The sequence below is a fragment of the Spirulina major PCC 6313 genome (genome assembly GCF_001890765.1).
GTDB classification, from domain to species: Bacteria; Cyanobacteriota; Cyanobacteriia; order Cyanobacteriales; family Spirulinaceae; genus Spirulina; species Spirulina major.
In genome coordinates this window covers 4,350,057-4,364,328 of the sequence record NZ_KV878783.1, presented here as the reverse complement: position 1 = coordinate 4,364,328, position 14,272 = coordinate 4,350,057, and the positions used below count along the sequence as shown (strand labels likewise).

The 14,272-nt window shown below is 52.5% G+C and carries 14 protein-coding genes and 1 tRNA gene; 12 read left to right on the top strand and 3 right to left on the bottom strand.

The genetic code is table 11. The features are described from left to right. Window positions 1-24 precede the first annotated feature (24 nt). The 4 genes from SPI6313_RS19395 to ftsH2 all read left to right on the top strand — a co-directional run bounded on the left by SPI6313_RS19395 (window position 25) and on the right by ftsH2 (window position 4,854). On the top strand, window positions 25-1,326 hold the full coding sequence (locus SPI6313_RS19395) for a CO2 hydration protein (RefSeq protein ID WP_072622474.1): 1,302 nt from the start codon (window positions 25-27) through the stop codon (window positions 1,324-1,326). A 113-nt stretch (window positions 1,327-1,439) separates the two neighbouring features. Next, the gene (locus tag SPI6313_RS19390) at window positions 1,440-1,841 is read left to right on the top strand and encodes a fasciclin domain-containing protein (RefSeq protein WP_072622473.1); all 402 of its coding nucleotides are present in this window, start codon (window positions 1,440-1,442) and stop codon (window positions 1,839-1,841) included. A 268-nt stretch (window positions 1,842-2,109) separates the two neighbouring features. After that, complete coding sequence (locus SPI6313_RS19385) at window positions 2,110-2,637, top strand: ferritin-like domain-containing protein (protein ID WP_072622472.1); 528 nt, start codon at window positions 2,110-2,112, stop codon at window positions 2,635-2,637. Between the two features lie 330 nt (window positions 2,638-2,967). Next, on the top strand, window positions 2,968-4,854 hold the full coding sequence (gene ftsH2 / locus SPI6313_RS19380; protein WP_072622471.1) for an ATP-dependent zinc metalloprotease FtsH2: 1,887 nt from the start codon (window positions 2,968-2,970) through the stop codon (window positions 4,852-4,854). Window positions 4,855-4,941: 87 nt separating this feature from the next. Here ftsH2 and SPI6313_RS19375 read toward each other — a convergent pair whose 3' ends face one another. Then, complete coding sequence (locus SPI6313_RS19375; protein ID WP_072622470.1) at window positions 4,942-5,889, bottom strand: NAD(P)H-dependent glycerol-3-phosphate dehydrogenase; 948 nt, start codon at window positions 5,887-5,889, stop codon at window positions 4,942-4,944. Between the two features lie 81 nt (window positions 5,890-5,970). Between SPI6313_RS19375 and SPI6313_RS19370 the strand changes: the two genes are divergently transcribed. From SPI6313_RS19370 to SPI6313_RS19340, 4 genes are all read left to right on the top strand, one after another. After that, window positions 5,971-6,402: an NUDIX domain-containing protein gene (locus SPI6313_RS19370; protein ID WP_072622469.1), complete on the top strand. Its 432-nt coding sequence runs from the start codon at window positions 5,971-5,973 to the stop codon at window positions 6,400-6,402. A gap of 165 nt (window positions 6,403-6,567) precedes the next feature. Next, window positions 6,568-6,762: a hypothetical protein gene (locus tag SPI6313_RS19365; protein ID WP_072622468.1), complete on the top strand. Its 195-nt coding sequence runs from the start codon at window positions 6,568-6,570 to the stop codon at window positions 6,760-6,762. Window positions 6,763-7,602: 840 nt separating this feature from the next. Then, the gene (locus SPI6313_RS19350; protein ID WP_072622465.1) at window positions 7,603-8,490 is read left to right on the top strand and encodes a ribonuclease H family protein; all 888 of its coding nucleotides are present in this window, start codon (window positions 7,603-7,605) and stop codon (window positions 8,488-8,490) included. A 401-nt stretch (window positions 8,491-8,891) separates the two neighbouring features. Continuing rightward, on the top strand, window positions 8,892-9,230 hold the full coding sequence (locus SPI6313_RS19340; protein ID WP_072622463.1) for a hypothetical protein: 339 nt from the start codon (window positions 8,892-8,894) through the stop codon (window positions 9,228-9,230). Window positions 9,231-9,691: 461 nt separating this feature from the next. On the opposite strand, the gene SPI6313_RS19335 is transcribed toward SPI6313_RS19340, so the two are convergent. Next, window positions 9,692-9,775: transfer RNA gene (locus tag SPI6313_RS19335), tRNA-Leu, on the bottom strand. Window positions 9,776-10,182: 407 nt separating this feature from the next. Further along, on the bottom strand, window positions 10,183-11,628 hold the full coding sequence (locus SPI6313_RS19330) for an MFS transporter (RefSeq protein WP_072622462.1): 1,446 nt from the start codon (window positions 11,626-11,628) through the stop codon (window positions 10,183-10,185). Between the two features lie 162 nt (window positions 11,629-11,790). Here SPI6313_RS19330 and def point away from each other — a divergent pair, with 162 nt between their 5' ends. The 4 genes from def to SPI6313_RS19310 all read left to right on the top strand — a co-directional run bounded on the left by def (window position 11,791) and on the right by SPI6313_RS19310 (window position 14,178). Further along, window positions 11,791-12,354 carry a peptide deformylase gene (def, locus tag SPI6313_RS19325; RefSeq protein WP_072622461.1) on the top strand — a complete coding sequence of 188 codons (564 nt, stop codon included), beginning with the start codon at window positions 11,791-11,793 and terminating at the stop codon, window positions 12,352-12,354. Between the two features lie 67 nt (window positions 12,355-12,421). Beyond that, complete coding sequence (locus SPI6313_RS19320) at window positions 12,422-12,622, top strand: hypothetical protein (RefSeq protein WP_072622460.1); 201 nt, start codon at window positions 12,422-12,424, stop codon at window positions 12,620-12,622. 99 nt (window positions 12,623-12,721) lie between these two features. Further along, window positions 12,722-13,324 carry a hypothetical protein gene (locus SPI6313_RS19315; protein ID WP_072622459.1) on the top strand — a complete coding sequence of 201 codons (603 nt, stop codon included), beginning with the start codon at window positions 12,722-12,724 and terminating at the stop codon, window positions 13,322-13,324. Then, window positions 13,321-14,178 (top strand): LysM peptidoglycan-binding domain-containing M23 family metallopeptidase, encoded by an 858-nt coding sequence (locus SPI6313_RS19310; RefSeq protein ID WP_072622458.1) that lies wholly within the window; start codon window positions 13,321-13,323, stop codon window positions 14,176-14,178. The genes SPI6313_RS19315 and SPI6313_RS19310 overlap by 4 nt, the downstream gene beginning before the upstream one ends. The last annotated feature ends 94 nt before the right edge of the window (window positions 14,179-14,272 follow it).

The following is a 14,272-nucleotide window of genomic DNA, read 5'->3' as shown; positions in this document are numbered from 1 at the left end:
CACTCCCTACCCCCAAACCTCACCATGACCACCACCCTCGAAAACCCCACCGCCAAAATCCCCCCCTCCACCCACAAATACGCCGAAATCATCCATCGCCTCGAAGCGGGCGGCTCCATGCTCCCCGACACCGAAGAAAACCTAATGCAAATCATCGGCATCTACAAAGCCTACGCCGTCCCCATGGACTTCTACTGGCGTGACCTCCTGTACATTGCCGAGCGCGTTTTCCTCGACCCCCTGCCCTTCTTTAAATACTTCCTCCCCCAGGAATATCTCGATCTCCCCAACCACTACGCCGGAGACACCGCCGACTTCCGCGTCTGGCAAAAGGGTGAAGCCTCCGCCCACCCGGAACTCCTCGAATTCATGGATCGCGGTGAACTAAAGAAAAAACTCCCTAAACTCTTTCATCACCTCTGGCACGATCGCATCAACATGGAATTCGCCGAAGCCTGTATGCAAGCCATGCTCTGGCACCAAGGCATGGGCGGCCAGTTTTACGACTATCTCGAAAGTGAGGAATATATTGCGAACAGCGATCGCGCCATCAAAGCCTATTTCAAAGGTAACCCTCTGATGTTGGGCCTGTATAAACTCTTCCCGGAAATGTTCTACGAAAAAGTTCGCGAACTCTCCTACTACGCCAACTTAGGGCTATTTTGGGAAGTGATGGCTCCGGTATTTTTTGAAATGAGCGATCTCTACGATGAAGGCAAATTCAAAACCGTCCCCGACGCAATGGATTTTCTCGTCAATGGCATTTTTATCGCCGCCGGTCGGCCCATTTATCACCACGTTTACATTGGCGATGAATGTTACGAAATCATCCCCAAATCCAAAGGGTTCATGTGGCTCTATGAAGCAGCACTCCCCTATGTTGAAGCCGTCTTCTATCGCACCGCTCCCTTCCGAGGCACGAAGTCTTACAACGCCCAAGCCCACCAAGTCCCCGAAGAACAAAAAGACTTCCACTACGGCATTCTTTACGCTGATGTGTTCCCCGTCGGTACGGCTGGCATTCCGCCGACGTTGTTAATGCAAGATATGCTCCATTTTCTCCCCCCCTATTTATTGGACTATTACCAAAACTATTGCCGGGGTGAAGATGATATGTTGATTCAACTGGGGATTACATTTCAGCGATCGATGTATAACGTCACCTCGGCTGTGATCCAAGCCCTGCGCACGGCTCTCCTCTATCCCTTGGATGATCCCAACCCGGAGCACCTCCTGAAAAATCGTCAATTTTTCGAGGCCCAAATGGATCGCTTCCTCCGTCCGGAAGCCCGCCTCAGCGATATTCAATCCCAGGACTATCGCTAAGCATTGGGCGCATTGTATTCCCCGGTGATAGTCCATCAGTTCAAGCGTCAATAGTTGGTTGATTGTCTAGACTGACTATTTTTCCCAATCATTTATATTTCTGAAGACTGAAAATGCCAAACATCGTTGAAATTGCCGTTAGTAATGATGCGTTTAAAACCCTTGTCACCGCCGTTACGGTGGCAGGCCTCGGCGACGCTTTACAACAACCTGGGCCCTTAACGGTGTTTGCCCCCAATGATGACGCTTTTGCGAAATTACTGCCGGGCACAGTGGACACCTTGGTGCAAAATATTCCCCAACTGCAACGCATTTTAAAATATCACGTTGTTGCCGGTCGCTATACCACCGCCGAACTCAAGGAACTAGATACTGTCACCTCATTAGAAGGGTCGCCGATTCCGGTGCGGTGTGGTGAGGTTTTTGAAGTAAAAAATGCGACGGTACTCGCGCCGGATATTGAGGCGACGAACGGGATTATTCATGTTATTGATACCGTGGTTTTAATGGGCTAATTATGGCTCTTGCTTCCCCCGAACTGTTGTCCCTCTGCGGCATCCGTCGTAGTCCTTTTGGGTGAGTTTTTGCAGTGGCTTCTCCCTTCGCGTTCTCCCTGTGCCAGCGTTGTCCTGCTGATAAACTCTGCGACAACCGTGACGTTTAGCCCATATCGCCCCGGCCACTGATCGCGCAATCTGTGACTAAGGATCGATGGCTGTTCCCTCGCTTAATCCTATGATTTTGGTAAATGAACAAATAGTTATAGATTCATGCGAGGTCAAGATGGGACAACATAGATGGGGAAAACCCTTAAAAATGGTGGGTTGGTTTGGTAGTGCGATCGCGCTGGGCGCTTTGTGGGGAGGAGTTGCGATCGGGCAGCAGACCCCGGCACAATCAACCGGACGCATTGATGCCCAAACCCAGGCCGCAATGATCGCAGCCATTGAAGACGAATATCATGCCCACGCCTTTTATACGGCAGTGATCGAAAAATATGGAGCTGTGCGCCCCTTCACCAATATTGTGCAGGCCGAAGAACGCCATGCCGCACGGTTGCAGACGTTATTTGAACAGTATGGATTGCCTGTTCCGCCTGACACCTTTGCCGGAACCGTGGCAGCCCCCCAAAGCATAGCGGCGGCCTGTGCCATGGGCATCGAAGCAGAAATTCTTAATGTTCAGATGTATGACGAGTTTCTCACTTGGGTCAGCGAACCGGCATTACGGGATTTATTCAGCCAATTCCGGCGCGTGTCGAGTGAAAAGCACCAACGTGCTTTTGAGCGGTGTCAACAGCGCCTACAGTGATCCGGGAGGACAAGCACCTCATATAGCCATGATCTTGGTGGTTAGAACATTTTGGAAAGGCTGAACCCTTATTTTGGTGGGCATTGCAGTAGGTGGGCAATGCCCACCAAAATAAGGGTTCGGCGGGATAGCGGGTGCTGGATTCATTCCCGCCCCTAGGGGAACTCTGTGGAGTTCTTGCCCCTATTGTGAGAATTACGTTAAATTTAGTTAAGAAACCTTGGCACTTTTTGCCAATTCTCTATAAAAAATTTGCTCTTTAAACGCAATTTCTGCCGTAGCTAGGCGGCTATCCTAGCGTCATTGATCATCACTACGAGACTGCTACCTATGAAATTTTCTTGGAGAATCATCCTCCTGTGGACATTACCCGCCCTGTTAGTTGGCTTCTTTTTCTGGCAAGGCAGCATGACGGGGAACGCCAATGATATGGGCAATAACAGTGCAAGCACCCGGATGACCTACGGGCGTTTTCTGGAGTATGTGGATGCCCATCGGGTGCAAAGTGTTGACCTCTATGAAGGGGGACGGACGGCGATCGTTCAAGCCACCGATCCGCAACTGGATGGCCGCACCCAAACCCTGCGGGTAGACCTGCCGAGCAATGCGCCGGAACTCGTGGCGAAACTCCGCCAAGAAGGGGTCACCCTAGATTCTCATCCGGTGCGCAGTGAAGGCGCGGTGTGGGGATTCTTGGGGAACTTGATTTTCCCGCTGTTGTTGATTGGTTCGTTGTTCTTTCTGTTCCGTCGGTCGAGCAATATGCCCGGCGGCCCTGGCCAAGCGATGAATTTTGGGAAGTCTCGCGCTCGGTTCCAGATGGAAGCGAAAACCGGGGTGATGTTTGATGATGTGGCGGGGATTGACGAAGCCAAGGAAGAACTGCAAGAGGTGGTGACGTTCTTGAAACAGCCCGAACGCTTTACCGCTGTGGGGGCGCGGATTCCGAAAGGGGTGCTGCTCGTGGGGCCGCCGGGAACGGGTAAAACCCTCTTGGCAAAAGCGATCGCTGGCGAAGCCGCCGTACCCTTCTTCAGTATTTCCGGGTCGGAATTTGTGGAAATGTTTGTGGGGGTGGGTGCGTCTCGTGTGCGTGATCTGTTTAAGAAAGCGAAGGAAAATGCCCCCTGTTTGATCTTTATTGATGAGATCGACGCGGTGGGTCGTCAACGGGGCGCAGGCATCGGCGGCGGTAACGATGAACGGGAACAAACCTTAAACCAACTCCTGACGGAAATGGACGGGTTTGAAGGCAACACCGGCATTATTATCATTGCGGCAACGAACCGCCCCGACGTGCTCGATTCGGCGTTGATGCGTCCGGGTCGCTTTGACCGTCAGGTGATTGTGGATGCGCCGGACTTCAAAGGCCGTTTAAAAGTGTTGGAAGTTCACGCCCGCAATAAGAAGCTCTCGCCGGATGTGTCCTTAGAAGCGATCGCTCGCCGTACCCCTGGCTTTAGTGGTGCTGATTTGGCGAATCTCCTCAACGAATCCGCCATTCTCACCGCCCGCCGCCGCAAAGAGGCGATCACGATCCTCGAAATTGATGACGCGGTGGATCGTGTCGTTGCGGGGATGGAAGGCACGCCCTTGGTGGATAGCAAGAGCAAGCGCTTGATTGCCTATCACGAAGTGGGCCATGCGATCGTTGGTACGCTCGTCAAAGAACATGATCCAGTGCAAAAAGTGACCCTCGTTCCCCGTGGCCAAGCTCAAGGCTTAACCTGGTTTACCCCCAACGAAGAGCAGGGCTTAACCACCCGCTCTCAGTTGACCGCTCGGATCTGCGGGGCCTTGGGTGGCCGGGCTGCCGAAGAAGAAGTGTTCGGTCATGCGGAAGTGACCACCGGGGCCGGCGGTGATTTGCAAATGGTGACGAGCATGGCGCGGCAAATGGTGACCCGCTTCGGAATGAGTGATCTCGGCCCGCTGTCTCTCGAAGACCAAGCCGGTGAAGTGTTCCTCGGTAATGGCTTGATGAATCGCTCTGAATATTCAGAAAAAATCGCCACTCGCATTGATGCCCAGGTGCGCGAGATTGCCGAACAATGCCACCAACGCGCCCGCCAAATCGTCCGCGATAATCGTGTCGTGATCGATCGCTTAGTTGATCTGTTGATCGAAAAGGAAACGATCGACGGCGCAGAGTTCCGGCAGATCGTGGCGGAATATACGGAAGTTCCGGAAAAAGAACAGTTCGCGCCGCAACTGTAATCAGACTGCTTTGATGTAGTCCTCAGATCCACCTTTAATGATCCAACGCTGGGAGATGGTCGTTCATCTCTCAGCTTTTTTTGTGGCTCATGACCGGCGCAGCCAGGCACCAAATTCGGATTTGAGGTCTCGCTCCATCAGGCTTTGGACGGCATCGAGAGGGGTGATCTGGGCTTGGAGGAGGTGATGCACAGCGGTGGCGATGGGGACAGCGATCGCATCTCGCTGGGCTAACGTCACCAAAACCGCAGCGGTATTCACCCCCTCCGCTGTGCCTTCGAGATGATCCAAAATTTCGGTTAAAGTCTTGCCCTGGCCGAGACCATAGCCTACTTGATAATTGCGCGACAGCGGGCTGCTACAGGTGGCGAGCAAATCCCCTAACCCGGATAGGCCAAAAAAGGTATCGGGTTGTGCGCCTAAGGTGACCCCCACCCGCACCATTTCCGGCAGGGCCCGCGTTAATAGGGCGGCCTTGGCATTGGTTCCCAACGCCAACCCATCACAAACCCCAGCCGCGATCGCCATCACATTTTTTAACGTGCCGCCCAACTCCGTCCCCAGCGGATCTTCGTTGAAATAGACCCGAAAGCGATCGCTGGCAAAATAATGCTGCACCGTTGCCGCCGCCTCTAGATCGTCACTGGCAACAGCCGTCGCAGCGGGTAAACCCTGTTGAATTTCCTTCGATAAATTGGGCCCGCAGAGGACAACAATGGGATGATCCCGAAACGCCGCGTGCCAAAGCTGGGCGGGGGTTTGCTGGGTCTCCGGATCAAGGCCTTTGGTGGCGGTGACGATGATTAAATCCGGCGGCAGGGGGATGGCTTGGAGGCGGGCGATCGTATCCCGCACCCCTTTCATCGACACCGTGATCAACAGCACATCACTCGTCTCGACCCACGGCCCTAGGGCTTGACCACTGCGCCGCGACCAGAGCCGCACCTCGTTCTGCCCCTCGGTGGCCAGGGTTGCCAATGCCGACCCCCACGCCCCTGCCCCTACAATTGTGATTCGCCCGTACTGCTCTGCCATTGTGCTCCTGCTCCGATACAATCAAAAACGCACTCTTTTTTTTCCGTTCAGCTTGTTGCTGCTCGTTTCGTCTTTGAACGCATGACCTATCGTAACCCGGTTCCCACCGTAGACATTATTATCGAACTCGTGGATCAGCGCGATCGCCCCATCATCCTGATCGAGCGGAATAATCCCCCCTACGGTTGGGCGATTCCCGGCGGCTTCATTGATTACGGCGAATCGGTGGAAACCGCCGCCCGGCGCGAAGCCCGCGAAGAAATTAGCCTTGATGTGACCCTGATTGAACAGTTTTACGTGTATTCCGATCCCCAGCGCGATCAACGCAAACATACGATCAGCACCGTTTTGATCGCCACCGCCACCGGCGAACCCCGTGCGGCTGATGATGCGAAAACCGTGGGAGTCTTTTACCCATGGGCAATGCCAGACCCGCTCTGCTTTGATCATGGTCAAATTTTGCAGGACTATTGGCACTATCGGCACTATGGTCGGCGGCCTCGGTGTAGTTAAGGGGTGAGAGCGTTGAGGCTGCGATCGCTCTGAATTTGCCGAGTTTATGCGTATATTCCACACTTAAGACGTGATTTGGATCACCAAACTCCATTTCATGGATCACATCCTGAGGGGAACGAAAATTGGATGATGAAGACATCCACTTAAACGCAGTATGGATCAGTGAAACGAGCACCATTAATTCGCCGCTTGGTGGAAAAAGCGTTACATATTCGCCGCCTAACACCTGAGATTGAAAACGAAATTAACGTTGAACTCACGCGCCTCGGCCACATTTCCGATGTGGACTATGAAGCCCTTGAACTCCTGATGGCCGAAATGGATGCGGGCCGTGTGCGCCTGACCCCTAGCCGTTAACGGGAATCTAGCCCCTCTGATCTGCGTGACCGTTCATCAGGCGATCGCGCCCCCACCGTTGCCCTGCAAACACGGCTCCAACCTCCACCCCAGTACAACGGGTGACCGCTATTCTTGAATTCTTGAACCGGTGCGATCGCAAGTCTCGCCCCGCTGCTCTTGACTCCATCACAGCTTTAACCCCGGTGACACCGTTCAGAGCGCCCAGCCCGCCAGCCTTGCGCCGATCTTCATGTTCCCGTCCGTTATTCTGAATTTGATCTAACAATCAATTAGAATCCTGAAACCCTTGTCTTATGAGCATTTCAGAGAAATTGGCTCCTAATTCAAAAAAAAGTTTTCGACAATTTGCATAAAACTTGTGATTCGGGCTGAAGAAATAAGTAAGGACAGCAATTCGATGTCAGATTGCAAAACACCCCAGGAGCGGCCTGTCTTCCACTGCTGAAAACCGCTGTTAAGGTTTCCCCTCTGCCCTGTCTCGGCAATTTTTCTCGCCCTGCTGTGATCAATCGCGACCCTGTCTCGGTCAGCCGGATGCAGCATTGTCTTCAAGGGCAACCGCGCCATGTCTGGGGCTGTTTGGGGTCTGTCGGCTCTAAAAAATGCCATTCATGCTTGAGTGTTGCGGTGCGGACTGTCTGTTGCGCTACGCACTACAAAAAATTTCTATTTCAGTTTGGGTAGTTAGTGTCATTAAAACTACGATCTCCTGAGGAGCGGTTTGTCGATCGCTCCTTCTTTTGGGCCAAAATTTAAACGGCGATCGCCCTTCGTACTGTGGGAGTGTCAATTTGACATTTAAGATAGACAACAGTACTCAACAGGGAGATCGGTTTTATGGCCCAGCAACCCATTATGATTCAGTCTATCTATACGGATGGAGGCTGTTCTGGCAATCCGGGGCCGGGAGGGTGGGGAGTGGTGGTATATTTTTCCGATGGCGCGATCGCGGAATTAGGCGGCAGTGACCCCCAAACCACCAACAATCGGATGGAACTACAGGGGGCGATCGCCGCCCTGCGCCTCTGGCAACGCAGTGGCCAACACAGCCCAGCCACCCTTTATACCGATAGTGAATATGTGCAAAAAGGGATTACCCAATGGGTGAACGGATGGCAAAAACGAGGCTGGACAACCGCCGCTGGGAAGCCGGTTCAAAACCAAGACCTCTGGCAAGAATTACTGTCATTAAAACAAGCCTCTCCACCCCTTGAATGGAAAACAGTTCCGGCCCATCGTGGCGTAGCAGGAAATGAGGCCGCTGATGCGATCGCAAGTGCCTTTGCCCAAGGAAAAAATCCTTCATTACGATGTGATATTCCAGCGGACTTCGTTACAATTTGGTCGGAAATCAGTGGAAATCCGGTAACAGGCTTATCAGACTCACTGGAGCCTTTAACGATACGTTACAACGATAAACAAACTAATCTTTTCGAGATGCAATCGACCATGAGTGACGTTAATTCCGGGACTCTCGATGATCAATACTTGCCCCGCGAGACACGGATGTTGCGACTAGATCATCTGATTGAAACATTAAGAATTGCCGAGGAGGTTGCAGAAAAAGGCTACCTAATCAGCAGTTCCGAACTGGCGGATTTGATGGATGTCAATGCAAGCGCAGTGACCAGTCGTGGCGATCATTGGTCATGGCGTAATTGGGTCATTTCACGGGTTCGTCGGGAAGGGAACCAAATTCTTTGGCAACTTGAACGTGTGGACTAAATGCAAGATTGGAGGTGGCGACGGAACGATCTTACGATTGCGATCGCGCCTCTGTCTTGCCCCTCGTTTTCTGCCTCAAGGGGGGCAGGGAATTGACTTCAACGGTGAACAATTCCCGTTTTTTCGGCTCAATGTCTTGAGGGATAACCTCCCATTCCCGCTCCAGCCGAGCGATCTGGAGAGGATGGGGTTATCCATCCCCATCGCGACCCTTCTGGACAAGAATAAGACCCTAGATTGGCGATCAATCTAGGGTCTTATGGTGAGGTTTTTTTGGCTTAATCCAATGCGGATGGCGAGACTCGAACTAGGCTTATGCCGTTCATATCGTCTGAAACGCTTGATAACACGTCACCCTAACCATCTACCTGAATCTACCAGTTAATCAATCTGGTAGATAAATGGTAGACACTAATTCAACGAAAAACGGTAAATCTAACGACGATACCCCCATTAGTAAATCTAATGAATACAAGGGGTATGCTGATACAATTGAACTCTACAAGCGTAAAGCTAAAGACTGTCCTAAGGGGGTGCGGCTGAAACTGCAAAAATCTAAATTCTTGATGATTCAGTTTGTTAACCCTGATACAGACAAAATCACGGTTAAATCTAGCGGTGAACAATTTGATGACGCTGGTATTATTAACGCTGTAGATAAATGCTGGAAAATTAGTCAAGCATTAACAGAGTTTACCGTTAGCGGGGATTTCTGGCATTCAACACTTCTGGGTATGTAGGTATTCCTGAAAAATCGTTTAACGCTTTGTTTAACGATTTCAGGGATAGGTACTCACCCTCACAGATTGGGGGTGATTTTTTTTTGGCGATCGCTGTTGTAGTCGTTGCCAGTGATTGTCCTGTAACCACGTTAGCTGTACCACGGAGAGACATTCCCTCTGGCAACAAAGAAGAATGGGTCACAGACTAGCGAGCACAGTCAAGGGGATAAACGTAGACACGGAACTCGTAGGGAGTGAGTACCGTAGTGACCCTTGACGGTGTGAGCGTCTGTGGTAAGCTCTCCCCACTGCCAGAGAAATGTACTCTGATTTATCATCGGTGCTTATCCCCTGTACCACTGGTAGCGTCTACCAGATTACCAATGGGTATAATGGGTTTAGTAGATTTTTGGTAGATGGCAAAAAAAATAGCCCTAGCAAATCGCTAGAACTATTGATTTATAAGGGTTTACTGTTTATGCGGAACGCGAGACTTGAACTCGCACAAGATTGCTCCCACTAGAACCTGAATCTAGCGCGTCTACCAATTCCGCCAGTTCCGCACGCATTGGAAACGCAGTTATCTAATGTACTGAATTTTTGAGATTTTGTCAAACCTGAGCCACGATGCTGCTGTCCGCCTTTACCCTGGGGGAAAATTCATGGGAATGCCGATTTACAGACTGTCACTCTAGTGCTCCATAATCCCAAGCCATGGGCTTACAGTGAAGGCGGTGTGAGGAATAGAATTAAACCAGTGGATATTTGGTCGCAACACGGTAAGACCAAAATCCACTGGTTTAAATAACACCACACGATTGAGTGACGCAGGAGCATCTTGCCCAGAAGTCAAGGTGCTCTTGATTTCTTTGGGACGATTCCTCTGGGGCGAAAGTTGCGCGATCGCGCCCTCTTCCGCACAATGGCGGAATAATTTCTCATTTCTGGAGAAACTCTCAACAAGAGAGCATTAGGGTTCCGGTGGGGTTTCGGGTTGGCGGCGTTGGGTGGCGAGTTTGAGCATGATGTCACCGTGAACGGCTTGGGAGAGGGGATAGGCGGCGGCGAGGATCATCCCCACCACGAGGCTGATCACTGGAATTGGTCCGATCAGGAGGCGAATCATCCAGAGGGCGGCGGCGGGTTGTTCGGGGTTGCTGAGGTTATCGGTGACGAAGCCGGAGGAATCGAGGAGGCGACTGATGAAGAAAATCGTGACGGCGATCGCTAACTTCTTCATCTGCACCATCAACCCGTAAAAAATGCCCTCCCGCCGTTGCCCTGTGCGCAGTTCATCAAAATCCACCGCATCGGGCAACATCGACCAAGGAATCAAATACGCCACTGATAACCCCATCCCGGCCAAGATGCCAAACCCATACATCAAGCCCGTTTGACCCGGTTGGAGCGTAAACAAACCCAACTGCGCCACAAAGGTTAAGGGGACACCCCACAGATAGATCGCCCGTTTACTGAGTCGCAAACTCAACCGCCGCCAAAAGATCATCATCAAAAACGCGGTTCCCTGCACGGTTAAGGCCATTTGGGTGAAGGCCTGCTCTGTTAATCCCATCCATTCCACAACGAAGTAGGGCAAAATCGCCGCTGTGACCTGCAAACCGAGCCAGGAACAGAGATAAATCCCAACGACGAAGAGAAAGGGACGGTTACTAACGGCCATGTGAATTTGTTGGCGGATCGGCAGTGGGGGCGGTTTGACGGGGCGATGGCGGAAGGCTTGCATGGCGGCGAAGCGATCGCGGGTTCCCCAAACGCAGATCACCATACTGAGGGAAGCGATCGCGCCACAAATTCCCCCCAACACCTGATACTTCAGCACCTCATCCTCGATCACCCCAAAAATGACCTGCGCCAAGATCAACGCCATAATGCTGCTGCCAATCGTAAACGAAGCCTTCACACTGACGAGGCGGGTGCGTTCTTGGTACTGGTGGGTTAATTCTGCCCCCAGGGTGGAATAGGGCACAATCACCACCGTAAACGCCGTGTAAAACAGCAACGCCATCGCCGTCGCGTAGAGCCAACGCCACTGCAAGGGAGCCGACGGCATCGCCCAGAGCAAAAATGCGAAACTCACCCCCAGGGGAATCGCCCCGCCGAGCATCCAAGGATACCGCCGCCCGAAGCGCGATCGTGTCTGGTCACTCAACCACCCCACCAAGGGATCAAGTACCGCATCCCACACCCGCGCAATAATTAAAACAGACCCCGCCTGAGCCGGCGGCAACCCCACCACATTCGTCAGAAAATAGAGCCAAAAAAAGACCAAAATACTCCCGGTGATCTCACTGCTCACCTCCCCCACGCCATAGCTAAGTTGGGTTTTCAAGGTGAGGGGAACCGCCGGTTCACGGGAGAGTTCCGCGTCAGAATCAAAGGTGGATTCGATACTCATAGCACCACACAAAAGGGGTTAACCGGTTCACAATGTCCCCACTATGCCACGATCGCTTTGCGCCTGATTTCCAGATTTCGGGGCAAGGCGGAAGTCCTCCACCGAGAACTGTTAAGATTAAAGCGAATTTCCGTATAGATATCTTTACTATTTCAAGCGCGTATGGCTGCCTCGATCGTTGTTGAAAAACAAAAACTGTCCAAACCGCCCCTCGATATGCATTATTTGGGCGAGCGGGTGCTCCGCCAACCGGCTAAACGGATTGCGAAGGTAGACGATGCCATTCGTCAATTAGCCCGTGAAATGCTCCAAACCATGTACAGTTCCGATGGGATTGGCTTGGCCGCGCCCCAAGTGGGGGTTCATAAACAATTGATTGTGATTGACTGTGACCCCAGCAATCCGGCAAATCTCCCCTTGGTTATGATTAATCCTAAGATCACCGCCGTCAGTCATGGGGTCTGTGATGCCGAAGAAGGCTGTTTAAGTATTCCGGGGGTCTACTTGCCCGTGACCCGCCCTCAAACCGTTGAGGTGTCGTTTAAAGATGAACAAGGCCGCCCCCAACGGATGAAAGCCAAAGGTCTCTTAGCCCGTGTGATTCAGCATGAAATGGATCACCTCAATGGGGTGCTGTTTGTGGATCGGGTGGAAAATGGCTTAGTGTTGGCCGAGGAACTGAAGAAAAATAATTTTTCAGTGAATGCGGTGCAAGCGGTGAAATAACCCGCGCCACCATTGGATTCAGCCTTGCTGTTCAATTGTTGATGTCAAAAAGGAGTCGGAAAAGCTGATGGGCATGACCGTTAAGAGCGGAATTTATTTAGCGTTGTGCTGCGTGAGTGCGATCGCAGCCGTGGGTTCAGTGTTTGAATTGGGCTATGGTAATCCCACCTACGGGACACCCGTCACGGCGGCGATTCTAGCGTTGAGTGTGCCGGTCACGATTGTGCTATTTTGGGCGGCCGTCCAAGACACCAAAGCCAATCAATAAATAAATAAATAAATAAATAAATAAATAAATCAATAACCAATAACCCCTGATTGTTGTTGGGATGATCCGATCGCTCATCATTATCGAGACAGGATCAGGATGAACACACCGAGTCATTATGTTTTGAATGTGGTGGCGTTGGGCTATGGCCTTGCGCCGGATGCGGTGACGGCGATTACCTGGGGTGCGATCGCGCCCGATCTCCCCATCTTCCTCTTTTACGCCGTCGCTAAACTCATCTATCGCCTGCCCGAAGCGCAGATTTGGTCAGAAACCTATTACGAATCCGTGGGCTGGCAAACCGCAATTACCCTAGGGCATTCGTTTCCCCTGGCGATACTGGGCCTCCTCCTCTGCCTCTGGGGTCAATGGCGCTGGGGATTCTTTTTCTTTGCGAGTATGATCGGCCATTCCCTGCTTGATATTCCCGTTCATCACGACGATGCCCACCGCCATTTTTTCCCCCTCAGCAATTACCGTTTCATCAGCCCCCTCTCCTATTGGGACCCCCGCCACCATGGCCGCATCGTAGCAGGGGTAGAATTGCTCCTCGTGTTGGGATTGTCGCCCCTTGCTTGGACAGTGCTGAAAACGGGATGGAGTCGGGGAATTTTGGTGGCGATTAATGGTCTGTATCTGATCGGTTACAGTCGGTTTTATCTGGCGGGCTTGCTCACCACACTCTTTAACAACACACCATGATGCTTCGTCTTTTAGCCACAACCGTGATCGGATTGAGTGGAGTCGCCCCCGCCACCCTGGCACAATCGTCCCCGCTCTGTTTACCCCCGGCGCTCAATCGGTTTCAAACCCACACCGCCCAAGCTGGCGACACCGTGAGCAGCCTCGCCCAACGCTATCGCCTCACGCCCCAAACCCTGCGCACCTTTAACCCCGATCTAGCGGGTAATGCGATCGCCCCCGGCCGCATTGTCAAAATTCCGCCCTTCAATGGCATCGCGGTTCAGGTTCCCGCCGGTGCAACCTGGCAAGATCTGGCCCAAGCCTACGGAGTCCGGGCGGATGTCCTGTTTGAACTCAACGGCTGCCAAGCCCCGGCGAGCCTTGCGTTTATCCCTGGTAATCCTCAGAACGACAATGATCCGAGCCGCCGCGATACCTACATTGGTTTGAGCCTTTATCCCCTCCCCCAACCCGCCACCATCGGCTTAGCCTACGGATGGTACGACGCAACACCCAACGCCACAGAGCAAACCTTTCACAGCGGCATGGATTTACTCGCAGAACCGGGAACCACGGTACTTGCTGCCTCGCCGGGGGTGGTGGTGTTTGTGGGTTCACAAAATGCCTATGGTACTTTAGTGATTTTGCAACATGGCACAGAACGGCAGACCCGCTACGCCCATCTGCAAGATACGTTGGTGGAGGTGGGGCAATGGGTGCAAGCCGGAGAAGCGATCGCCCGCGTCGGCACCAGCGGCCAGCCGGATATTCCCCCGCCCCATCTTCATTTTGAAGTGCGCCAAGCCTCCCCCATCGGCTGGGTTGCCCAAGACCCCGAAATCCACTTACCGCCCGATGCGATCGCGCCATAACCCCCTCAGTCCCCCAGCACCTTAGGGGCGATCGCAGCCCTGAAACCACAGAACGGTGGCCATAGCGCCACACGGTCTGCAATCATGCTATCTG

What these genes read in the sequence shown, in the direction of transcription:
- SPI6313_RS19395 (WP_072622474.1), top strand. Translation starts at nt 25, where the DNA reads ATGACCACCACCCTCGAAAACCCCACCGCCAAAATCCCCCCCTCCACC.
- SPI6313_RS19390 (WP_072622473.1), top strand. Translation starts at nt 1,440, where the DNA reads ATGCCAAACATCGTTGAAATTGCCGTTAGTAATGATGCGTTTAAAACC.
- SPI6313_RS19385 (WP_072622472.1), top strand. Translation starts at nt 2,110, where the DNA reads ATGGGACAACATAGATGGGGAAAACCCTTAAAAATGGTGGGTTGGTTT.
- ftsH2 (WP_072622471.1), top strand. Translation starts at nt 2,968, where the DNA reads ATGAAATTTTCTTGGAGAATCATCCTCCTGTGGACATTACCCGCCCTG.
- SPI6313_RS19375 (WP_072622470.1), bottom strand. Translation starts at nt 5,889, where the DNA reads ATGGCAGAGCAGTACGGGCGAATCACAATTGTAGGGGCAGGGGCGTGG.
- SPI6313_RS19370 (WP_072622469.1), top strand. Translation starts at nt 5,971, where the DNA reads ATGACCTATCGTAACCCGGTTCCCACCGTAGACATTATTATCGAACTC.
- SPI6313_RS19350 (WP_072622465.1), top strand. Translation starts at nt 7,603, where the DNA reads ATGGCCCAGCAACCCATTATGATTCAGTCTATCTATACGGATGGAGGC.
- SPI6313_RS19340 (WP_072622463.1), top strand. Translation starts at nt 8,892, where the DNA reads ATGGTAGACACTAATTCAACGAAAAACGGTAAATCTAACGACGATACC.
- SPI6313_RS19330 (WP_072622462.1), bottom strand. Translation starts at nt 11,628, where the DNA reads ATGAGTATCGAATCCACCTTTGATTCTGACGCGGAACTCTCCCGTGAA.
- def (WP_072622461.1), top strand. Translation starts at nt 11,791, where the DNA reads ATGGCTGCCTCGATCGTTGTTGAAAAACAAAAACTGTCCAAACCGCCC.
- SPI6313_RS19320 (WP_072622460.1), top strand. Translation starts at nt 12,422, where the DNA reads ATGGGCATGACCGTTAAGAGCGGAATTTATTTAGCGTTGTGCTGCGTG.
- SPI6313_RS19315 (WP_072622459.1), top strand. Translation starts at nt 12,722, where the DNA reads ATGAACACACCGAGTCATTATGTTTTGAATGTGGTGGCGTTGGGCTAT.
- SPI6313_RS19310 (WP_072622458.1), top strand. Translation starts at nt 13,321, where the DNA reads ATGATGCTTCGTCTTTTAGCCACAACCGTGATCGGATTGAGTGGAGTC.